Source organism: Polaribacter sp., from assembly GCF_039939415.1.
Taxonomy (GTDB): domain Bacteria; phylum Bacteroidota; class Bacteroidia; order Flavobacteriales; family Flavobacteriaceae; genus Polaribacter.
The window spans coordinates 1-22,159 of the sequence record NZ_JBDVJE010000068.1 but is presented as its reverse complement, the minus strand read 5'-3'; the positions used below and the strand labels follow the sequence as shown (position 1 = coordinate 22,159).

The window sequence follows — 22,159 nt, the reverse complement described above, 5'->3', positions numbered from 1 at the left end:
ATTACAAGACACAAAATTACGTTAAAAATTAGTTTTATTAAGGGATTCATTTATTTTTGTGAAATGCAGCAAAAAATTTTATTAATTGGTGGTCCTGGAACAGGAAAAACTTCAGTTTTAAATACATTAATAAAACGTAACTTTTTTTGTTTTCCAGAAATTTCTAGAGAAGTAATTTTAAAAGCTCAAGAACAAGGTATAGATCAATTGTTTTTAACCAAACCATTATTATTTAGCGAAATGCTATTAAATGGAAGAGAACAACAATTTTTAGAAGCTGTAAAATCCAAAGAAGAAATTGTATTTTTTGATAGAGGTATTCCAGACATTCATGCCTATATGGATTATTTTAAAACAGCATATCCATCTATATATATAGAAAAAAGTAAACAATATAAATACGACAAAGTTTTTCATTTTTCTCCATGGAAAGACATTCATGAAATTGATAACGAACGTTATGAAACCTTTGAAGAAACAACTGCTATTGATGTTTTTTTATTAAAATCATATACAGATTTAGGATATCATATTATTAATGTTCCTTTCGGAACTATAGAAGAAAGAACCAATTTTGTACTTCATTCGCTTTCTTGTAAATTATGATTTACCCAAAAGAAATATTAAAAAAATATTGGGGTTTTTCTAAATTTAGACCTTTACAAGAAGAAATAATAAATACTGTTTTAAAAAAAAAAGATATTATTACTTTATTACCAACTGGTGGAGGAAAATCTATTTGTTTTCAAATTCCTGCATTGGCTAAAGAAGGTGTTTGTTTGGTAATTTCTCCTTTAATTGCCTTAATGCAAGATCAAGTTGAAAACTTAAAACAAAAAGGAATAAAAGCTGTATGTATTAAGTCTGGTAGTACTCAAGATGATATTATAACACTTTTTGATAATATTAAGTTTGGAAGCATAAAATTCTTATACATTTCTCCAGAAAGATTACAATCCTTTTTTATTCAACAAAAAATAAAGGAATTAAATATTAATTTAATTGCTGTTGATGAAGCACATTGTATTTCTGAATGGGGACATGATTTTAGGCCTTCATACAGAAACATTAAAATTTTAAGAACGTTAAAACCCGATGTTAATTATATTGCTTTAACTGCTACTGCAAACAATAAAGTTTTAGAAGATATTTCTAAAAACCTCGATTTAAAAGAGCCCCAAGTTTTTAAAAAATCATTTTTTAGAGAAAATTTAGCTTATCAAATATTTTCTATTGAAGACAAATTACAACGTTTACTTCAAATATTTACAAAAACAAAAACACCAGCAATTGTTTATGTTAATTCAAGAAAAAAAACAGAACAAATAGCTTCATTTTTAAACGCCAACAACTTTAAAAGTTCTTTTTATCATGGTGGGCTATCATCTATAGAAAAAAATATTTCATTTAAAAATTGGATGTTAGAAAAAACACCAATTATTGTTGCTACAAATGCTTTTGGAATGGGAATTGACAAAGCCAATGTTGGTTTAGTAATTCATTTAGACATTCCTTCTAGTATAGAAAATTATATGCAAGAAACTGGTAGAGCAGGTAGAAATAGTAAAAAATCATTTGGTGTTTTATTATTTAATAAAAGTGATACTCTTTTATTTAAAGAACGTTTAGAAAAAACATTATTAAGTATAAAAGAGATTAAAGAAATTCATAAAAAACTCTATCAATATTTTCAAATTTCATTGGGTGAAAATTCAGAAGAGTCTTATGGCTTTAATATTTTAGAATTCTCTAAAAAATATAATTTTTCAGTTTTAAAAGTAGATTCTGCTCTTAAAATATTGTCTAATAATGGCATTATCGAAATAAGTAATCATTACAATAAAAAATCTACTTTGCAATTTATTGTAAGCAGTAAAACTGTTTTAAATTATTTAAACAAAAATGCAGTAATCAAAAAATTTACAAATTTAATTTTAAGAACTTATGCAGGTTTGTTTGAACAAGAGGTAAAAATTGACGAATTTTTTATTGCAAAAAAAACAGGAATTACTACAAAATTAGTTTTAGCAAATTTAGAACGCTTACAAAACGATGAAATTATAGTTTATAAACCTATAAAAAACAACGCGCTTATAACTTTTTTACTTCCAAGAGAAGATGATTATACAATAAATAAATTCTCTAAAGAGATGAAACTATTCATCAAACAAAAAAAGAAAAAAGCAGATGAGTTAATTCAATTTATTACTAATAATACAATTTGTAGAAGTATTCAGTTATTAAGTTATTTTGATGAAACAACCACTAAAAAATGTGGTATTTGCGATGTTTGTATTTCTGAGGATAGAAAATCTAATAAAAATTTATCAGAAGAAATAATTTACCTTTTAAAGAAGAAAAAACCTCTAACATCATTAGAAATAAGTGATTCTTTAATTGCAAATGAAAAAGACATTTTAATACATTTACGTCTATTATTAAATAATGATACAATTATCATCAATCAACAAAATAAATACCAATTAAACTTATAATTATGAAAGATTTACGTATTGTTTTCATGGGAACTCCAGACTTTGCTGTTACTATTTTAAAACATTTAGTAGAAAATAGTTATAATGTTGTTGGTGTAATTACTGCTTCAGATAAACCAGCAGGAAGAGGAAGAAAGTTAAATGAGTCTGCAGTAAAAAAATATGCAACTTCTGTTAACTTGCCTATTTTACAACCTACAAACTTAAAAAACGAAGACTTCCATAAAAAGTTAATAGCTTTAAAAGCAGATTTACAAATTGTAGTTGCATTTAGAATGTTGCCTAAAATTGTTTGGCAAATGCCCAAATATGGCACTTTTAATTTACATGCATCTTTATTGCCAGAATATAGAGGTGCTGCTCCTATTCATTGGGCAATTATAAATGGCGAAACAAAAACAGGAGTAACTACTTTTTTTATTGATGATAAAATTGACACGGGAGAAATTATCTTACAAGAAGAAATCGAAATTAAAGAAGATGAAACTGTGGGCTCTCTTCATGACAAATTAATGTTTTTGGGTGCAGGTTTAGTAGGTAAAACTGTAGACCTAATTGCAACTAAAAATGTTAAAACAACAAAACAACCAGATTTAGAAGAAAAATCTGCTTCTAAATTAAACCCAGAAAACTGTAGAATAAATTGGGCAGATTCATTAGACAATATATATAATAAAATTAGAGGTTTAAATCCGTTTCCTACTGCATGGACAATCATTAAAAATGATAATGAAGAAATATCTGCTAAAATTTATGCTGTAAAAAAGGAACAAGAAAAACATAATTATACATTTGGAAAAATTATTACAACCAAAAAAGAATTAAAAGTTGCTGTTAAAAATGGTTTTATTATAATTAAAGAAATAAAGCTTTCAGGTAAGAAAAAAATGGAATCAAAAAGTCTTTTAAACGGCTTTACATTCTCATTAGAATCTAAAATGTTGTAAACCCTTTATTGATAAGGTTTATAGAGTTTTTCTATTTTTCAAGTAGCTTTATTAACAATTTACTGTCTTTTATTAACAAAAAGGGCTTTTTTACACCTTCTAATTTGCGTAAACCCTTAATCCGTCTATATTTGTTAAGCTATTAAGCAAAAATATTTATACAATTAATTTAAAAATTTATTTATTATGAACAAGTCAGATTTAATCGATGCAATGGCTGCTGATGCAGGAATTTCTAAAGTAGCAGCTAAAGCGGCATTAGAATCTTTTACAGGTAATGTAACTTCTGCTTTAAAAGGTGGTGGTAAAGTTGCTTTAGTAGGATTTGGTACTTTCTCAGTTTCTAACAGAGCTGCAAGAACAGGAAGAAATCCTCAGACAGGAAAAACTATTGAAATTGCTGCTAAAAATGTAGCAAAATTTAAAGCTGGAGCTGGTTTAAGCGACGCTGTAAACTAAGAAAATTTAGTTTTAAAGTATATAAGAACTCTCTTTTTAAAAAGAGAGTTTTTTTTTGTGAAAATTTTTACTATATTTAAAAAACAATAATCAAACAAAATTTCATTTGAAGCCAAATAAAGGTAAATTATTAATTGCAGAACCAACTATTTTAAATGATAGCTCGTTTAACAGAACAATTGTTTTGCTAACAGAACATACTGCAAACAATTCTGTTGGTTTTATTCTAAATAGACCTTTAGAGTATACTATTAATGATTTATTACCTGAGATCAATTGTAACTTCCCTATATATCAAGGTGGACCTGTAGAACAAGACAATCTATACTTTGTTCATAAAATACCAGAATTACTTCCAGATAGTATAGAGGTTGCTAATGGTATTTATTGGGGAGGAAATTTTGAATCATTAAAAAAACTATTAAATAATAAAAGTTTAAACTCTTCAGACATTCGTTTTTTTTTAGGTTATTCAGGATGGGGAAAAGAACAACTTAATGATGAAATGAATCAGAACTCTTGGTTTGTTGGAGAAAATGATTTCGAAAATATTTTTTCTATGGATTATGAAAATCTTTGGAAAAATAAATTATTACAAAAAGGTGGTAATTATAAGCTTTGGGCAAATGCACCTAGTAATTTTAACTTAAATTAAACTCCTGCTATTTGTAATATCTTTAAATTACTAGATATTTTATTTCCTATTTCAGTAGAAAACTTCTTTTTCTTATAACTTGTTACAGGTTGTACACCAATAATTGAGTTGGTTATAAATACTTCGTCTGCTTTTTGAATTTCAAAAGGAGATATTGATGTCTCTTCTATAGTAAACTCCTTCTTTTTAGACAATATAGAAATTACTTTTTTACGTGCAATTCCTTTAACACAACCTTCTTCTAAAGATGGAGTTTTTATTACTGATCCTTTAACAATAAAAATATTACCATTAGTTACCTCTACTACTCCTTTCTTTTCATTCAATAAAATACAGTTATCTAAATCATTTTCTTTGGCAAAAATACTTGCCAAAGTATTTAACATTCTATTATTTGTTTTTATTGTTGATAATAGTCCAGAATAATTATAAAAATCTTTATATAAATCTAAAGAATAATATTCTTTAACCTGATGAGTAATCTCTTTTACTTCAATTGTAAAATCAATAGCATTCGTTTTAGGTGTATATAAACCACCATCTTTTCTAAAAATATTTAAACGGACTCTATATGCTTCTGCTTTCTCTTGAACAGTAATTGTTTTTAAAATTTCTTGTTCTAGAAATTCTAAAGTAAACTCAATAGGAATCTTCATACGAAGCATTCTCATTGAAGCCATTAATCTAAAATAATGATCTTCCCAAAAGACAACTTTATTATGCATCACTTTTACAGTCTCAAAAATGGCATCTCCATATTTAAAAGCTCTATTTTCTTGTGATATATTTATAGTATCAGATTTTAATAAATCTCCATTAAAGTTAATCATTATTTATAATTTTAGGATGCAAAATTAATGTATTTTAAAATATATAAGCATAAAAAAACTCAACAAAATGTTGAGTTTTTTTTATTGTTCTAATTAAAAAATTAAGCTCCAATAGTATGTCTTAATTCATCTATTTGATTTTCCCAGAGTTTTTTAGATTCTTCTACTTCATCTTCATCATCAGCAAAATCTGTAATAATTAAAGAAACATCTTTTGTTAAAGCATCTACTTGAATCTTAATTTCAAAAAAACTATCATCGTCATCACTTTCTAACCACTTGAATCGAATTTTTTCATCGGTTTTTTTAGTTATTAACTCTGCTTTTTCTTCTTCACCTTCCCATGTAAAACTATATTCTTTTCCTCTAGAATTAACTTTATCTGCAAACCATTCTTGTAAGTTTGAAGGAGAAGAAATATATTGATAAAGCATTGTTGGAGATGCGTGAATTGGAATTTCTAATTCGAATTTTATTTTATCCATTATTGTTATTATCTTAAGATGACAATATAAGTATTAATTCTATTTTAAAAAAATTAAAACACTTCTTGTTAGTTTGTAAAAATCAATTATATTTGCACCCTCAAAACCAATGGCGAGGTAGCTCAGTTGGTTAGAGCGCAGGATTCATAACCCTGAGGTCACGGGTTCAAATCCCGTTCTCGCTACAAAATAACCCAAACAAATTGTTTGGGTTATTTTATTTAGTTAAACTCTTATAGATAACTATTTTTATTTTTTCTTCATTAATCCAACCATTATAAGAAAGATAGTCTTTTGTAAGTTTTTTATTGGTTTTTACTTCTTCTAAAGTTTTTCCTTTATCAATTTCTTTCTGTATTTTAGATTTTAAATCTACTAACATGTCTTTAAAAATAATTAACTCTTTTTTATTTGATACGTTTCCATGACCAGGCAAAATTTTTGTTTCATCATTAACCAGTAAAATCATTTTTTTAATTCCTTTAATATAACCATCAATACTTCCTCCAGAAGAAATATCTATATATGGAAATTTACCTTGAAAATAAGCATCACCTGTATGAAGTACATTATTCTTGGTAAAATAAACTAAAACATCTCCATCTGTATGAGCTTCATGAATATGAGAAATAAAAATATCATCATTATTAATATGCATTACCATATCATTTGTAAAAGTAATTATAGGTAAAGCCTCTTTTGGTAATTTTTTTTTCATTTTACCTCTAAAAATCTGATTTTCACTCATACGTTTTCTAACATTTTTGTGAGCTAAAATTATAGCACCTTCTTTTTGCATATTTAAATTCCCTCCTGTATGATCTCCATGCCAATGTGTATTTAACAAATAAGTTACAGGTTTTGGGGTTATTTCTCTTATAGCTTTTAAAATTTTAGGTGTAAGATTGGCAAACTGATCGTCAATCATAAAAACAGCTTCTTGTCCAACAAATAAACCAATATTCCCCCCCTGTCCTTTTAACATAAAAACTTGTTCAGAAAGTTTAGTAGTAACTATCTTAACTTCTTTTTTTTGAGAATATAAGTTCAAGGTTAAAAAAAACAAAAAACTAAATTGTATTATACGAATCATTATTTTTAATTTTGATTTATTAATTTATGCATGAATATACAAACTAAATATCTATTGAAATTTAAAACCTCGTGAAAACAATTATAAAAATTATACCTTCTCAAGACATATTAACAATAATTCCTCTTTTATCTAAATTAAATACTAAAACTCCTTTAAATATTTTAACAGAAAGGGTTTTAGAAATGTCAGAATTAACAAACTATGAATGTGTAGGTTTATATGCTAATAAAAAATTAGTTGGTATCTCAGGTCTTTGGTACTCTACAAGACATTATATAGGAAAATCGGTTGAACCAGATCATGTTATTTTAGATGAATCTTTAAGAGGTAAAGGAATTGGAAAACAATTTTTTAAATGGATAGACAACCATGTTCAAAATAAAGGTTGTGATGCTATAGAATTAAATGCATATGCAAGCAATACAAAATCTCACAAATTTTATTATAATGAAGGTTATAATATCTATGGGTTTCACTTTTTAAAAGTTTTACGAGATGACCAAAAATTTTATTAATTTTTGATAAAAAAATTGTTGCACAACTAAAAAAACATCTTATATTTGTAGCTCTTTACCACGCGAAAGTAGCTCAGTTGGTAGAGCGTCAGCCTTCCAAGCTGAATGTCGCCAGTTCGAACCTGGTCTTTCGCTCAAAGACTTTATTAGAAATAATAAAGTCTTTTTTTTTTTGCTTTAATTTTAATTTTATAAATACTTAATAGTTAAAATTTTTACACTTATTTTAATAAGATAAAACCTAAATATTTCTCATAAAAAAACCGCATTTAATTAGTTGCAGTTTTATGTAATTTATAAGTTTTTTAGCTTATCTCCAAAAAGGAGTAATAACACAATAGGTATTCCTAATGAAATAACTAACATCTTGTTTGTAATAAACAAAGAAGGGTTTAACAAAAGTGTTATTGCAAAACCTCCCATTGCTCCACCTAAATGAGCAGAATGACCAACATTTCCTAATTGTTTTTTCATTCCGTAAATAGAATACAATAAATATCCTACTCCAAAAATATAACCTGGAATTGGTATTGGTATAAAAAATAAAAACAATTCCATACTTGGATATAATAAAATTGAAGAATAAACAATACCAGAAACAGCACCAGAAGCACCTACTGCACTATAATAAGGTTCGTTTTTATGATACTGAAGAGAATATAAACTTCCTGCAAGTAAACTTCCAAAGTAAATAATTAAAAAATTAGGCATTCCTAAAAGTGAAGCCACAATATCTCCAAAAAGATATAAAGCGTACATATTAAAACCTAAATGCATCCAATCTACATGTAAAAAACCAGATGTAAATGCTCTAATTTTTTCTCCTGATAAAATTCTACTTACCTGAAATTTATATTTATCTAAAAAAGAATAATCATTAAATCCTTTTATAGAAACTAAAACATTGGCTACAATTAGCAATAAAACTGTTTGATTTATGTTGTTCATCATATAACAAACTTAATAAAACTCTTTGTTTTAACTATTTTTTTTTGAAATTAAATACAGATATTTGCATTTAAAAAAAAACACTTTATGAATTTCATTGTTTTTGCAATTGCTTATCCTTTTATTTGGATTTTTTCTAGGCTTCCAATGAAGGTTTTATATCTAAAATCTGATTTCTTCTATTTACTAATGTTTTATGTTATTGGCTATAGAAAAAAAGTTATTTTAGAAAACCTGAAACTTGCATTTCCAGAAAAACAAGATGAGGAGTTAAAACAAATAAGAAAGAAATTTTATAAGCATTTTATAGATTTAATAATGGAAAGTGTTAAGTCTTTTTCTATTTCTGAAAAGGAAGTATTAAAACGTTATAAATACAAAAACCCTGAGTTAGTAAATAAATATGTAAAAGAAGGAAGAAATATTGCATTAGTTGGATCTCATCAAGCTAATTGGGAATGGTCTTTTGGGATGCCTTTAGTATTGAATATTGATGTTTATGGAGCTTATACAAGATTGAATAATAAGTATTTTGAAAAATGGGTTAAAGAGTCTAGAGAAAGGTTTGGGGTTATTGGTTATAAAACTTCTGAAACTGTAAGAGGTTTGCAAAAAAACTTTAATGACAAAAAACAAGGTGCTTATATTTTATTAAGTGACCAATCTCCACAACTTCATAAAACGCATTATTGGCGAAAATTCTTTAACATAAAAGTTCCTGTTCATTCAGGTGCAGAAATGCTTTCTAAGAAATTTGATTATGTAGTAATTAATTATGTTGCAAAAAAGGTTAAAAGAGGTTATTATGAAGTAGAATTTCAATTAATAACAGATGCTCCAAAAGAGTTTAAAGATTATCAAATTACCGATAAATATACAGAACTAACTGAAGCAAACATAAAAGAACAACCAGAATTATATTTGTGGTCGCACAAACGTTTTAAACATAGAGATAAAGTACCAAAAGAGTTTCAATAAGTATATATTTAAAACTCTTTTGGTTTCCTTAATTTTAAGCAATTATTTCTTTAATCTCATTGATAAATCTTACAGCTAAATCATCTGCTGCTTCTTGAGATTTTGCTTCTGTATAAATTCTTATAATTGGTTCTGTATTCGATTTTCTTAAATGAATCCATTCATCTGCAAAATCTATTTTTACACCATCTATAGTATTTACATCTTCGTTTTTATATGTTGATGCCATTGTTTCTAAAATTTGATCAACATTAATTTCTGGAGTTAACTGAATTTTATTCTTACTCATAAAATAACTTGGGTAAGAATCTCTCAACTCTTTACAAGATATTTTTTTATTTGCTAAATGTGATAAAAATAAAGCAACACCAACCAATGAATCTCTACCATAATGAGAAGCTGGGTAAATGATTCCTCCATTTCCTTCTCCACCAATTACTGTATTGGTTTCCTTCATTTTAATTACAACATTTACTTCTCCTACTGCAGAAGCTGTATAAGTTCCTCCATGTTTTTGGGTAACATCTCTTAAAGCTCTTGAGGAAGATAAGTTTGAAACTGTATTTCCTCCACCAAGTTTTCCTAAAACATAATCTGCACAAGCAACTAACGTATATTCTTCTCCGAACATAGAACCATCTTCAGAAACCAAAGCTAGTCTATCTACATCTGGATCAACAACAATTCCAAAATCTGCTTTCTTTTTAACAACCAATTCAGAAATATCTGTTAAATGTTCTTTTAAAGGTTCTGGATTATGAGGAAATTGCCCATTGGGTGTACAATACAATTCAACACATTTTACACCTAATTTTTTAAGAAGAGCAGGAATAAAAATTCCTCCAGTAGAATTAACTCCATCTACAACCACTTTAAATTTAGCCTTTTTAATAGCTTTTACATCTACTAAATCTAGTTTTAAAACTTCTTTAATGTGTTTTTTTAAATATTTTTTATTCTTTTTATAAGCACCTAAATCGTCTACATCTGCAAAAGTAAAATCTTCACTTTCTGCTAAAGTTAAAATTTGTTCTCCTTCTGCTGCATTTAAAAATTCACCTTTTTCGTTTAATAACTTTAAAGCATTCCATTGTTTTGGATTGTGTGAAGCTGTTAAAATAATTCCTCCATCTGCTTTTTCTAAAGGAACTGCAACTTCTACTGTTGGTGTAGTAGACAAACCTAAATCTATTACATCTATTCCTAAACCAACTAAAGTATTAGCTACTAAACTAGAAATCATTTTTCCAGAAATACGTGCATCTCTACCTATTACAACTTTTATATTTTTTTTATCAGAATTTCTTTCTTTGATGAAAGCTCCATAAGCAGAGGCAAATTTAACTGCATCTATGGGTGTTAAATTTTCAGCAGTTTTACCTCCAATTGTTCCTCTAATTCCTGATATTGATTTTATTAATGTCATATTTAATTTGTCTTTTTAAGCGTTGTAAATATAAATTATTCTAAATAATAAACCTTTTATATACCAACTCTTTTTATCTTAAATATATCTATAATGTATTTCTAAATTTATTAGGAGTTTCATTATAATAACGTTTAAATGCAGCACTAAAATGAGTAGCATTTTTATAGCCAACTTCTTCTGCTATTTCATAAATGGGTAGCTGAGTTATCTTTAATAATTCTTTTGCTTTAGTCATTTTTGCTTCCAAATAAAATTGATAAATTGTACAATTAAAAAGTTTTTTAAATTTTGTTGTTAATACATTTTCATTCAAACCAAACTCACGTGATAAATGATTTATTGAATAATTTTGATCTAAGTTATTTCTTAAAAACTGCCTAACTTTATAAAGTGTTTTCAAAAACTTATCACTTTTAATATTTTTTTGATTTATTTTTATTTTCTTATAATTATTTATCTGAATTGCTAAAATTTCTAGTACTTTAGCTTCTAATAAAATTTTAGATGAAATTTCTCTTGAATAATTTAATTTTAGATTAGATAATATATTAAGTAAATCTTCTGTTGTTGGAATTATTAAATTATTGTTTGTAATTTTTTTAAAGTCTATTCCTTTTTCTAATCCATGCTGAAATAAAAACTCTTTTGAAAGTTTTATTTTAACTTCCTTAAAAGGCTGGTTTCCTGTTATTTTATTATGCCCTTTGTAACTTTCTATAAGTGCCATATAAGATTCTTGGCTTTCATACAGTATATCTTCTGTCTGGTTCTTAAGAGAAATTATTTTTTCTCCTTCTATTAAAAATGATAACTGTAACCAATTTTCATCACTTTTATCAAATTGTAAAATATCTGAATTAAGTATAAATTGACTTATAGAAATTGTTATACAATTAAAATTTATTTCTACAATAGAGCCTTTACCAAATTTTGGTTTAACAATATATTCTGAATATAAAAAACCATTTTCTTCAATCTTAAATTTTTCTTTTGCGAATATATTCTTAAAATCTGTTTTTAAAACAGTTAAATCAAAAGTTGTACAGTTTTCAAAATCACGTCTTTTTTTATTTGTTATGCGTCTTTTTAAATTCAATTGCTTTTCTAATTTTGCGGTAAATTTATTTAGACTTAATATAAATAACAAATAAAATGATAAAAAGATTAATAATATTAACAATTATTTTTTCAGCATCAATACTAAATGCTCAAAAAGGATCAATATCAGGAAAAATTCTATCTCCAAAAAAAATCCCAATTTCTAATGCAAATATTACAATTAAAGATACAAACAAAGGAACTTCAACTAATAATTTAGGAGAATTTACTTTTAAGAATATAACAACTGGTAATTATATAATTTCTATTTCTTATTTAGGCTTTAAATCAAAAAAAGTTAAAATAAAAGTAGTAGCAAATGAGCACACTACAATTCCAACAATAATTTTACAACAAGCTGAAGAAAGCCTAAATGAAATAGTTATAAATGGTCAAAAAAACAATTATACAACTAAGACTGTTTCAAACAGTTTAAGATTAAAAACAGCATTAATAAAAATACCACAAAATATTCAAGTTGTCGGTAAAGAGTTAATTAATGACCAAGCTTCTTTTACAATGATGGATGGAATTACACGTAATGTTAGTGGTGCTCAAATGATAGAACATTGGGGGAATTTTGCTCGTGTAAATATGCGTGGATTTAGAATTGCACCTATGAGAAATGGTATGAACCTTACTACAAATTGGGGGCCATTAGCAGAAGACATGAGTATTGTAGAGCGTGTAGAGTTTGTTAAAGGTCCTGCAGCATATATGCTTGCTGCTGGTGAACCAGGTGGTTTTTTTAATGTTGCAACTAAAAAACCTAGTAGTAATAGAATTGCAGAAGTAAATTTAGCTGCTGGAAGTTTTAATACTTTTAGAGGAGCTCTAGATTATGGAAATACACTTGCTGATGGTAAATTACAATATAGAGTAAATGTAATGAAGAGTACACAAGAGTCTCATCGTGATTTTGAAAAAACAGAAAGAACTTCTTTTGCTCCCTCTTTAAAATATTTATTTTCTGATAAAACCTCTTTATCTGGTGAATATATTTATCAAAAACTAAATATGCCTTATGGTGGTGCTTATGTTTTTGGGCCTGCATCTGCTGGTTTTGCAAGTTATGACAGAAATCAATCAGGAATAGAAGAAAATTACCCAAATACAGAAATGAAAGAAAGAAATTATTTTACAAACTTTACTCATAAATTTAATGATAATTGGGAGTTTCAAGCTCAATATTCAAGACTAGATTATGAACAAGAAGGAATGTCTATTTGGGCTGTATGGGGTAGTGTTCTAGATAATGGAGATATAACTAGATATGTTAGTAGCTCAGATGCTATCATCAAAATTAATGCTACACAATTGTTTCTAAATGGTAATTTTAATACTGGTAAAATTAGTCATAAAATTTTAGCTGGTTTTGATTACAATAGTAAAGACTCTTGGCACGATTGGAGCCAATCTGCATCAATAGACTTAACACCTTTTAATGTTTTTAATCCTATTTATGGAAATGCTGTTTTCCCTACTTTTGACAGAAGTAAAAGCGTAAAAGAAAGAGATGGTTTAGTAAAATATGAAACACTTACAAAAGGATATTATTTACAAGATGAAATTGGTTTATTTGAAGATAGATTAAGAATTTCATTAGCAGGTAGATATACAGATGCTTATGTACTTTCTTATGGTCCAACAGAAGAAGAAGATGCTAAATTTACACCAAGAGTTGGTCTTAGTTTTGATATATTATCAGACTTTACAGTATATGGTTTGTATGACCAAGCTTTTAAACCACAAACAGGAGCTAGTAAAACAAACGAAGTATTTGATGCTGAAATAGCTACAGATATTGAAGGAGGTTTAAAAAAATCTTGGTTTGGTGGAAAATTAAATACTTCATTAACTGTTTTTCAAATTACAAAAGACAACATTTTAGTTTCTGATCCTGAGGATACAAATTTCTCTGTACAAATAGGACAAGTACAATCTAAAGGATTAGAGTTTGATTTACAAGGGAAAATTACACCTGAATTAAATATGGTACTTAACTATTCTAATACAAATGTTGAAATTACTGAAGATTCTAATCCTCTTTTAATAGGAACTAAAGTTGCAGGACATTCTAAGCATATTACAAATGGTTGGTTAAATTATAATTTTAAAGAAACTTCAAAATTAAATGGTTTTGGTTTATCCTTAGGTTACCAATATTTAGTTGATCGCTCTTCATGGGCTTGGGCTACTGATGGAAAAGATGCAATATTACCAGATTACTTTAGATTAGATGGTGGAGTTTCTTGGACAAATAATAAAGTAAGAGTTAACTTAAATGTAAATAATATTTTGAATAAATATTTATATTCTGGAGCAGGTTATGGCGATTACCTATACTGGCAATCAGAAGCAGGAACAAATGCGAGGTTATCTGTTGCTTATAAATTTTAAAAAAACGAAACGATTAAACATGAAAAAATCAATATTAACAATCGCATTATTTTTATTTGCAATCACACAATCTTTTGCTCATTACCTTTGGATTGAAACAAATCCGTCTGGAAAAAAAGGAAAAGAACAAGAGGTAAAAGTTTATTTTGGTGAATATACTTATGGAGTTATAGAAAAAGTAAACGGTGAAGCATACCCAAATGTAAAAGACTTTACGCTTTGGGTAGTAGATGCAAATGGAGTAAAAAAACAATTACAAGTTGCTGCTAAAGAAAATTTTTATTTAGCAAAGTTTACACCTAAGAATAATGGAACTCATACACTTGTTTTAGATAATCATAAAATTGATGTAATAGATTATACAAAATATGATTTTGGTATTTTTAAAACACATTATAATGCTAGTACAAAAGTACAAGTTGGTAAAAAAATTACTGAAACAATAGCTGATAACAAAAATGGAATTACAATAAAAGATGTTTCTAAGACTGTTGATGAAATTAAATTACAAGTTTTATATAAAGGAAAAGCTTTAAAAGAAAACGAAGTAAAAATTTACGTTGCAGATTTATGGTCTAAAACCTTACATACAGATAAAGATGGTTTTATATCATTTAAACTTCCTTGGGAATCTAAATATATTTTAGAAACAACTTTTAGTGAAAAAGTTCCTGGAAAATATAAAGGCAAAGAATATCAGTTTATTTGGCATTGTGCAACCTATTGTATTAAATAATATTCAATCTAATTAACTCTTCAACTCTGAATACAAAATTGTGTTCAGAGTTGTTTTAATTATAAAAAACATGATTTCTATTACAATTTTTATTGTATTTATCTCCTTTTATTTATTTTATAAAACATCAAAAAAAACAGTAAAACATAGTCCTAAAAAATTAGATAAATGGATTGTTAAAAACAATCCATTTACAAAAATTATAGCTTCTATATTATTATTAATTTCAATAATAGCAAACATATACTTATTTGGTTTTACTTCAGGTTTTTTATTATTTTTTATTCTTTTAATGACTGTAGGTAGCTTAATAATTATGATAGCGCCATTAAAATTAATCCAATATAAAAGTGTGCTGATTTTATTTATTACTTCACTTTTATTTGAACTTTTTATTTTTTAAATTATGCCAGCTAATCCTAAATACTTATCATCAAATTGGCAACGTTTTGCTAAAATAACTGCCGGATTTTTAGGTGGATATTTCGTTGCTATTTCATTTCACTTAGCTATCTCTTTTATTTTTAATCACGTTAATGTTATTATTACTTCTAGTTTTTCTGGTTTTATTTTATGGTCAGTTCTAATGATTATAGCATTTTTAGCTAAAAATGGATGGAAAATTTGGGCTATTTATTTAGTAATAACAGCACTATTTTCTTGCATTGTTTATGTTGGTAAAATCTATAACCCTATTATTTTTTAAAAAATGAAAAAAAGAACATACAATATTATTTTTCATACACATACTGTTAGCGGTATTGTAATAAGTGTAGTACTATATATTATTTTTTTTGCAGGTTCATTTTCTTTCTTTAGAGATGAAATTGCAAACTGGGAACGAAATGAATCTGTAGAAATTACAGATAATATTCAATTAGATTTTGATAAAGCTTTAGATTCTTTAGATAAAAATTACAATTTATATGGAAGAGATGTAGTACTAAAAAAAACGTATATAGAACAGCGTATTAGTGTTTCTATGTATGCTTCAAAAGATTCTGTAACCTCAAACAAAACAGAAGGCGCTAAGTTTTTCTATTTAGATACAAAAAACAATAGCGAACATACTTATGATGAATCATATACTTTAGGTGAGTTTTTATATCGTCTGCATTTTTTAACTCAAATCCCATATCCTTTTGGTTATTACCTTTCTGGTTTTGTAGCTTTCTTCTTTTTATTTGCAATTATTACAGGTGTAATTATACATTGGAAAAAAATTGTTTCTAATTTTTATCTTTTTAGGCCTTTAGCTAAATTAAAAACAATGTGGACAGATGCGCATACAGCACTTGGTCTTATTGGTTTGCCTTTTCAATTTGTATATGCTGTTACTGGTGCTTTTTTTATGATAAAATTGGTATTAGTTGCTCCTAGTGTTTTATTTTTATACGGAGGAGATAGCACTAAATTATATGAAGACTTAGAATACAGCCAACCTCAATATCTGTTTAAAAACAATCCTGTTACAGCTAACTTTAATACAAATTCTTATGTTGTATCAACTAAAAAATTATGGAATGATTTTGATGTTACAGAAGTTTCCCTTTTTAATTATGGAGATGAAAATATGCATGTTTTAGTAAATGGCCACCTAAATTACAATACTAAATTTACCGGAATTGGAGAGGTTATTTATAAAGTAAATACAGGAGAAATTGTTTCTAAAAAAAATCCAATTACTGAAACCTCATATTTAGATGGTGTTAAAAATGTATTGTATAGAATACATTATGCCGATTATGGTGGTTTTCCTTTAAAAATTATTAGTTTTATTTTAGGCTTAATTTCTTGTTTTGTAATTATTTCTGGAGTGATGATTTGGCTAATTGCAAGAGATAAAAAAAATATCCCTGAGAAAAAACGTCGTTTTAACGAACGTGTTGTAAGAATTTATTTGGCAATTTGTTTAAGTATGTACCCAATAACAGCTTTATCATTTATTGCTATAAAAGTAGTGCAACCAAAAGGTTCTTCTTTTATTTATTCTTTCTATTTTATTGGTTGGTTAGTATTAACGTTATTTTTTATACTAAAGAAAGATTTAGATTTTATAAATAAATATACGTTGCTTTCTGGAAGTATTATTGGTTTATGTATCCCAATTATTAATGGTATAATGACAGGTAATTGGTTTTGGAAAGCATTTATAAACCAACAATATCAAATATTATTTGTAGATGTTTTTTGGATTGTTTTAGCTTCAATAACACTTTGGGTATCCTTTAAATTAAAAAAAGTTAATAAAAAACACTAAACTATAGGAGCTTCTACAAGCTAGTAAATAATTTGCGTTAGGGATTGAAGTGGAAATCCTTTTTTGAAGTATGAAAAAAAAGATTGAAATGGAAAGCCCGACCTTTAGGTAACGCCCAAAATAAAATAAATGTATAAAAAAAAGCCGATACAAATTGTATCGGCTTTTAAAATATGTTAGGATTGTAAATGATTATTTACCTTCTTCCATTTTTTTCTTTAAAGCTGCAAGACCTCCAATATCTCCTAAAGTAGTTTTTTCTGCTTCAGCTGCTTTTTTAACTGCTGCTTTTACATTTCTTTTCTCTTGCTCTTTAAATAAAGATGTATGAGAAACTACAACTCTTCTGTATTCTTTAGAGAATTCTAAAACTACAAATTCTATTGTATCTCCTTTACCTAATTTAGAACCATCTTCTTTTTCTAAGAATCTTGTTGGTGCAAAACCTTCTACTCCATCAGCAAAAGTTACAACTGCTCCTTTATCATTCTTTTCTTTAATTGTTCCTTCGTGTTTAGAACCGATTGCATACGTAGCTTCATGCGCATCCCAAGGGTTAGTTTGAGTTTGTTTATGACCTAAGTTTAACTTTCTGTTCTCTACATCTAATTCTAATACTTGAACTTCTAGTTTATCACCAACAGTTACAAAGTCTGATGGGTGTTTTACTTTCTTAGTCCAAGATAAGTCTGAGATATAAACTAAACCATCTATACCTTCTTCTAATTCTACAAATACACCAAAGTTTGTGTAATTTCTTACAGTACCAGTGTGCGTAGAACCTACAGGATATTTAGTTGTAATATCTGTCCAAGGATCTGGATGTAATTGTTTGATACCTAAAGACATTTTACGGTCTTCACGATCTAAAGTTAAAATTTGAGCTTCAACTTTATCTCCAACTTTTACGAAATCTTGTGCAGAACGTAAGTGAGTTGACCAAGACATTTCAGAAACGTGAATTAACCCTTCTACTCCTTGTTCTACTTCTACGAATGCTCCATAATCAGCTAAAACAACAACCTCACCATTTACTTTATCTCCAACTTTTAAGTTAGTATCTAAAGCTTCCCAAGGGTGAGCAGATAATTGTTTTAATCCTAATTGAATTCTAGATTTGTTATCATCAAAGTCTAAAATTACAACGTTTAATTTTTGATCTAACTCAACAACCTCATTTGGATGATTGATTCTTGACCAAGATAAATCTGTAATATGTACTAATCCGTCTACACCACCTAAATCAACAAAGACACCATAAGAAGTAATGTTTTTAACAACACCTTCTAATACTTGTCCTTTTTCTAATTGACCAATAATTTCTTTTTTCTGTAATTCAATATCAGCTTCAATAAGCGCTTTATGAGATACAACAACGTTTTTAAATTCGTGGTTGATTTTAACAACTTTAAATTCCATTGTTTTCTCAACATATTGATCGTAATCTCTAATTGGCTTAACGTCAATTTGAGATCCTGGTAAAAATGCTTCGATACCGAAAACATCTACAATCATACCACCTCTAGTTCTACATTTAACAAAACCGTTAACTACTTCACCAGTTTCATGAGCATTGTTAACACGTTCCCATGCTTTAATTACTCTTGCTTTTTTGTGTGATAATACTAATTGACCAGAAGAATCTTCTCTTTTATCAACTAATACTTCTACTTTATCTCCTTCTGCTAAACCTTGGTTGTAACGGAATTCGTTTAAAGAGATAACTCCTTCAGACTTAGAGTTGATGTCAATAATTGCATCTCTCTCAGTAATTCTGATTACAGTTCCTTCAATTACATCACGTTCGTTTACGAAACCTACAGTTCCTTCTAACGCTTTTTCGAATTCAACTAATTTTTGCTCATCAACTTCATCAATACCTTCTTCGTATCTGTGCCAGTTAAAATCTGCTAAAAATTGTTGTGGATCTACAGCAGGAGTTGCTGTTTCTTGTACTTCAGTAGCAACTACTTGCTCTTCAGTGTTTTTTGTTTCTTCAGACATGTGTCTAAATTAATTTGTATCTTGTTGTTTTTCAGATTTTTAACGATAAAAACGCAAAGAGTTGTTTTTATAAATTGTTTTATATAATTCCTTTCTTAAATCTGTTCTCGTAAAAAGGAGTGCAAATTTACAAAAATCATTTGATTATTAATACATTAGAATTAATTTATTATTCTTTTTATTCTTGATAGACAAAAAACTACCTTTGCATTTTTAAAATCCTTTTTAGGTTGATATTGAAGTAGATGGATAAAAAGACAAAAGATTTAGTAGATAAAGGAATAATGCTTCCATTAATGGAAGAGTTTTATACAATACAAGGTGAAGGTTCTCATACAGGTACTGCTGCTTACTTTATTAGAGTTGGTGGTTGTGATGTTGGTTGCCATTGGTGTGATGTTAAAGAAAGTTGGAATGCAGATTTACATCCACCAACATTAGCAGATACTATTGTAGAAAATATTACAAAACATGCTAAAACAGTTGTTATAACTGGTGGAGAGCCTTTAATGTGGTCTATGGATTATATTACAGAAGGTCTTCAGAAAAACAATATTAAAACACATATTGAAACTTCTGGTGCGTATTCTTTCTCTGGAAAATGGGATTGGTTTTGCCTTTCTCCTAAGAAAACAAAAATGCCTTTAGCTGAATGTTATAAAGAAGCAGACGAATTAAAAATGATTATTCACAATAAATCTGATTTTGAATTTGCTGAACAAGAAGCTGCTAAAGTTGGTGAAAAATGTGAATTATTTTTACAACCAGAATGGAGTAAAAAAGAAAAAATGACTCCACAAATTGTAGATTATGTGATGAAAAATCCGAAATGGAAAATTTCTTTACAGACTCATAAATACTTAAATATACCTTAATCTTTTTAGAAGCTATTTTTTATTTTCTAAAGTTCTATCAACCAAAAAACAAATTCGTTCAAATTGTTCAGTAATTCCCATATCAGAATTATCAAAACCAATAGCATCTTCTGCTTTCATTAAAGGAGAATCTTCTCTGGTAGAATCAATTCTATCTCTTTCTTCTACATTAAAAAGAATGTCTTTAAATTCAACTTTATCTCCTCTATCAATTAATTCTTTATAGCGTCTTGTTGCTCTTTTATCTGCAGAAGCGGTCATAAATAATTTCAATTCAGCATCAGGAAAAACAACAGTACCAATATCTCTACCATCCATAACAATACCGCTTTCTTTTCCCATTAATTGTTGTTCAGCAACTAATTTTTTTCTTACTTCAGAAATAGTTGCAATTTTACTAACTAATTGAGATACTTCTAAAGTTCTAATATCTTTTTCTACGTTTATATTATTTAAATACATTTCAGCAAAACCTAATTTTTTATTAAATTTAAAGTTTAAAGAAATATTCTTAAGATTTAATATCAAAGCTTCTTTGTCTAAATAAGTTTTACTTACAAGATTATTATTCATTGCAAATAAAGTTACAGCTCTATACATAGCACCAGTATCTACATAAATATAATTATATTTTTTTGCTAATAATTTAGCTATTGTACTCTTACCTGTTGATGAAAAACCATCAATTGCTATAATAATTTTTTTACTCATTTTATCTCGTTCTCTCTAAATCAATTAATAAACTAAAAGTACTAGCATTAGCTGCTGAATGAAATTTAGAATATGCGTAATTAAATTTAAGTTTATTCATTTTAATACCAAAACCAAAAGAAAAACCGCTAAAAGTTCTAGCGTTTTGTAACTTTAATTCAGTAGATCTTCTAAAATTATAACCTAATCTTAAATTTATTGCACTTTCAGGAAAAAGTTCTGCACCAATTACTAAATGTCTAAATGTATTATTTATAAAACCTACATTTTCTTCAGTTACATTTCCCTCTAAATCTGTGGTTTGTTCAGAAGGGTTTGCAACTGATATATTCCATTTTTGTAAATTATTAATTGTACCATACCATTTTAATGGAACATGGTCTAATTGATAAGACCCCCCTATTGCAATTGTAAAAGGCAATTTTTCTTTTACACCATTATAGGTCTTAAATTGAGTCCCCAAATTCCTAGCAACAACTGTTATAACAAAAGGTTGATAAGGATTATTATATAATAGCGCAAAATCTGAAGATATTCCTGTTGATGAAAAATTAGAAATATTTGAAGTTAGTATTCTAATATTAGAACCTATATATAAATGAGAATGAGGTATATTATAAGAATATCCAACTGATATTGCAATATCACTTGCATTAAAATTAGCTGTTTCATTACCTTGTTCATCAGAACCTATCAAAGTACCATAATCTAAATATTGTATACTTCCATGAAAAGTACCAGATCTTCTAGAAAATGAATTAGCATAAGACAATGAACCAATATTAATACCTGCCAAATAACTTGTATAATTAATAGATAATTTGTTTTCTATTTTATCATTTATGATAGAAGGATTCCAAATAGGTTGATTTACATCTTCTAATAAAGTTAATATTTCTCCTCCTAAAGCAGTTTGTCTTGCAGATGTTGATAAATTTAAAAATTGAAATACATTTTCACCACCAACTTGACCCTTAATAGAAAAAAAGGAAAACAAAAAAACTATAAAACTAATATTTTTAAGATTCATTAATTAATAAAGAAACAGTTATAAACCAATAACGAAAATAAGGTATATTATTACAATAACCCCTAACTTTTTAGCAAAAAAAAACCTCAATTCATAAGAATTGAGGTTTTAAAAAAGAAAGGCGGCGACCTACTCTCCCACATAAATGCAGTACCATCGGCGCTATTGGGCTTAACTTCTCTGTTCGAGATGGGAAGAGGTGAGCCCC

The 22,159-nt window shown here is 27.3% G+C and carries 22 protein-coding genes, 2 tRNA genes and 1 rRNA gene; 15 read left to right on the top strand and 10 right to left on the bottom strand.

What is annotated here, in order from left to right:
- From ABJG40_RS11120 to ABJG40_RS11100, 5 genes are all read left to right on the top strand, one after another.
- The coding region (locus ABJG40_RS11120; RefSeq protein WP_348024650.1) for an ATP-binding protein at positions 1 to 606 on the top strand (606 nt) is incomplete at its 5' end.
- The gene (locus ABJG40_RS11115) at positions 603 to 2,495 is read left to right on the top strand and encodes an ATP-dependent DNA helicase RecQ (RefSeq protein ID WP_348024649.1); all 1,893 of its coding nucleotides are present in this window, start codon (positions 603 to 605) and stop codon (positions 2,493 to 2,495) included. The genes ABJG40_RS11120 and ABJG40_RS11115, both read left to right, overlap by 4 nt.
- 2 nt (positions 2,496 to 2,497) lie before the next feature.
- On the top strand, positions 2,498 to 3,442 hold the full coding sequence (fmt, locus tag ABJG40_RS11110; protein WP_348024648.1) for a methionyl-tRNA formyltransferase: 945 nt from the start codon (positions 2,498 to 2,500) through the stop codon (positions 3,440 to 3,442).
- Between the two features lie 186 nt (positions 3,443 to 3,628).
- Entirely contained in the window at positions 3,629 to 3,901 is a 273-nt protein-coding gene (locus tag ABJG40_RS11105) for an HU family DNA-binding protein (RefSeq protein WP_348024647.1), read from the top strand.
- 106 nt (positions 3,902 to 4,007) lie between these two features.
- Entirely contained in the window at positions 4,008 to 4,556 is a 549-nt protein-coding gene (locus ABJG40_RS11100) for a YqgE/AlgH family protein (RefSeq protein ID WP_348024646.1), read from the top strand.
- Here the strand turns inward: ABJG40_RS11100 and ABJG40_RS11095 are convergent.
- Complete coding sequence (locus tag ABJG40_RS11095; protein ID WP_348024645.1) at positions 4,553 to 5,386, bottom strand: aminotransferase class IV; 834 nt, start codon at positions 5,384 to 5,386, stop codon at positions 4,553 to 4,555. The two genes, ABJG40_RS11100 and ABJG40_RS11095, sit on opposite strands and share 4 nt — an antisense overlap.
- 101 nt (positions 5,387 to 5,487) lie before the next feature.
- Positions 5,488 to 5,871 carry an START-like domain-containing protein gene (locus ABJG40_RS11090; protein ID WP_348024644.1) on the bottom strand — a complete coding sequence of 128 codons (384 nt, stop codon included), beginning with the start codon at positions 5,869 to 5,871 and terminating at the stop codon, positions 5,488 to 5,490.
- Between the two features lie 111 nt (positions 5,872 to 5,982).
- Between ABJG40_RS11090 and ABJG40_RS11085 the strand changes: the two genes are divergently transcribed.
- Positions 5,983 to 6,056: transfer RNA gene (locus ABJG40_RS11085), tRNA-Met, on the top strand.
- 32 nt (positions 6,057 to 6,088) lie between these two features.
- On the opposite strand, the gene ABJG40_RS11080 is transcribed toward ABJG40_RS11085, so the two are convergent.
- Positions 6,089 to 6,964: an MBL fold metallo-hydrolase gene (locus ABJG40_RS11080; RefSeq protein WP_348024643.1), complete on the bottom strand. Its 876-nt coding sequence runs from the start codon at positions 6,962 to 6,964 to the stop codon at positions 6,089 to 6,091.
- 71 nt (positions 6,965 to 7,035) lie between these two features.
- Here ABJG40_RS11080 and ABJG40_RS11075 point away from each other — a divergent pair, with 71 nt between their 5' ends.
- A complete protein-coding gene (locus ABJG40_RS11075; RefSeq protein ID WP_348024642.1) occupies positions 7,036 to 7,482 on the top strand; it encodes a GNAT family N-acetyltransferase in 447 nt (148 codons plus the stop codon).
- A 62-nt stretch (positions 7,483 to 7,544) separates the two neighbouring features.
- Positions 7,545 to 7,617 (top strand) — tRNA-Gly (locus ABJG40_RS11070).
- 159 nt (positions 7,618 to 7,776) lie between these two features.
- Here the strand turns inward: ABJG40_RS11070 and ABJG40_RS11065 are convergent.
- A complete protein-coding gene (locus ABJG40_RS11065) occupies positions 7,777 to 8,433 on the bottom strand; it encodes a rhomboid family intramembrane serine protease (RefSeq protein WP_348024641.1) in 657 nt (218 codons plus the stop codon).
- A 51-nt stretch (positions 8,434 to 8,484) separates the two neighbouring features.
- Here ABJG40_RS11065 and ABJG40_RS11060 point away from each other — a divergent pair, with 51 nt between their 5' ends.
- Positions 8,485 to 9,408: a lysophospholipid acyltransferase family protein gene (locus tag ABJG40_RS11060; RefSeq protein WP_348024651.1), complete on the top strand. Its 924-nt coding sequence runs from the start codon at positions 8,485 to 8,487 to the stop codon at positions 9,406 to 9,408.
- 34 nt (positions 9,409 to 9,442) lie between these two features.
- On the opposite strand, the gene glmM is transcribed toward ABJG40_RS11060, so the two are convergent.
- Both glmM and ABJG40_RS11050 read right to left on the bottom strand, forming a co-directional pair.
- Entirely contained in the window at positions 9,443 to 10,834 is a 1,392-nt protein-coding gene (gene glmM / locus ABJG40_RS11055; RefSeq protein WP_348024640.1) for a phosphoglucosamine mutase, read from the bottom strand.
- 88 nt (positions 10,835 to 10,922) lie between these two features.
- Positions 10,923 to 11,933, bottom strand: coding sequence for an AraC family transcriptional regulator (locus tag ABJG40_RS11050; RefSeq protein WP_348024639.1), 1,011 nt, complete (start codon positions 11,931 to 11,933; stop codon positions 10,923 to 10,925).
- 56 nt (positions 11,934 to 11,989) lie between these two features.
- Between ABJG40_RS11050 and ABJG40_RS11045 the strand changes: the two genes are divergently transcribed.
- The 5 genes from ABJG40_RS11045 to ABJG40_RS11025 all read left to right on the top strand — a co-directional run bounded on the left by ABJG40_RS11045 (position 11,990) and on the right by ABJG40_RS11025 (position 17,331).
- Positions 11,990 to 14,335 carry a TonB-dependent receptor gene (locus ABJG40_RS11045; RefSeq protein WP_348024638.1) on the top strand — a complete coding sequence of 782 codons (2,346 nt, stop codon included), beginning with the start codon at positions 11,990 to 11,992 and terminating at the stop codon, positions 14,333 to 14,335.
- 19 nt (positions 14,336 to 14,354) lie between these two features.
- Entirely contained in the window at positions 14,355 to 15,071 is a 717-nt protein-coding gene (locus ABJG40_RS11040) for a DUF4198 domain-containing protein (protein ID WP_348024637.1), read from the top strand.
- 70 nt (positions 15,072 to 15,141) lie between these two features.
- Positions 15,142 to 15,474, top strand: a complete 333-nt coding sequence (locus tag ABJG40_RS11035) for a hypothetical protein (RefSeq protein WP_348024636.1) — start codon at positions 15,142 to 15,144, stop codon at positions 15,472 to 15,474.
- A 3-nt stretch (positions 15,475 to 15,477) separates the two neighbouring features.
- Positions 15,478 to 15,777: a hypothetical protein gene (locus ABJG40_RS11030; RefSeq protein ID WP_348024635.1), complete on the top strand. Its 300-nt coding sequence runs from the start codon at positions 15,478 to 15,480 to the stop codon at positions 15,775 to 15,777.
- 3 nt (positions 15,778 to 15,780) lie between these two features.
- Entirely contained in the window at positions 15,781 to 17,331 is a 1,551-nt protein-coding gene (locus ABJG40_RS11025) for a PepSY-associated TM helix domain-containing protein (protein WP_348024634.1), read from the top strand.
- Between the two features lie 192 nt (positions 17,332 to 17,523).
- Here the strand turns inward: ABJG40_RS11025 and rpsA are convergent, their stop codons facing one another.
- Positions 17,524 to 19,335, bottom strand: a complete 1,812-nt coding sequence (gene rpsA / locus ABJG40_RS11020) for a 30S ribosomal protein S1 (RefSeq protein ID WP_348024633.1) — start codon at positions 19,333 to 19,335, stop codon at positions 17,524 to 17,526.
- 245 nt (positions 19,336 to 19,580) lie between these two features.
- Here rpsA and ABJG40_RS11015 point away from each other — a divergent pair, with 245 nt between their 5' ends.
- On the top strand, positions 19,581 to 20,210 hold the full coding sequence (locus tag ABJG40_RS11015) for a 7-carboxy-7-deazaguanine synthase QueE (RefSeq protein ID WP_348024632.1): 630 nt from the start codon (positions 19,581 to 19,583) through the stop codon (positions 20,208 to 20,210).
- Between the two features lie 12 nt (positions 20,211 to 20,222).
- Here the strand turns inward: ABJG40_RS11015 and cmk are convergent, their stop codons facing one another.
- From cmk to rrf, 3 genes are all read right to left on the bottom strand, one after another.
- Positions 20,223 to 20,921: a (d)CMP kinase gene (cmk, locus tag ABJG40_RS11010; RefSeq protein ID WP_348024631.1), complete on the bottom strand. Its 699-nt coding sequence runs from the start codon at positions 20,919 to 20,921 to the stop codon at positions 20,223 to 20,225.
- 1 nt (position 20,922) lies between these two features.
- On the bottom strand, positions 20,923 to 21,951 hold the full coding sequence (porQ, locus tag ABJG40_RS11005) for a type IX secretion system protein PorQ (protein ID WP_348024630.1): 1,029 nt from the start codon (positions 21,949 to 21,951) through the stop codon (positions 20,923 to 20,925).
- A 116-nt stretch (positions 21,952 to 22,067) separates the two neighbouring features.
- Positions 22,068 to 22,159: ribosomal RNA gene (gene rrf, locus ABJG40_RS11000) — 5S ribosomal RNA — on the bottom strand; the annotation flags it as partial.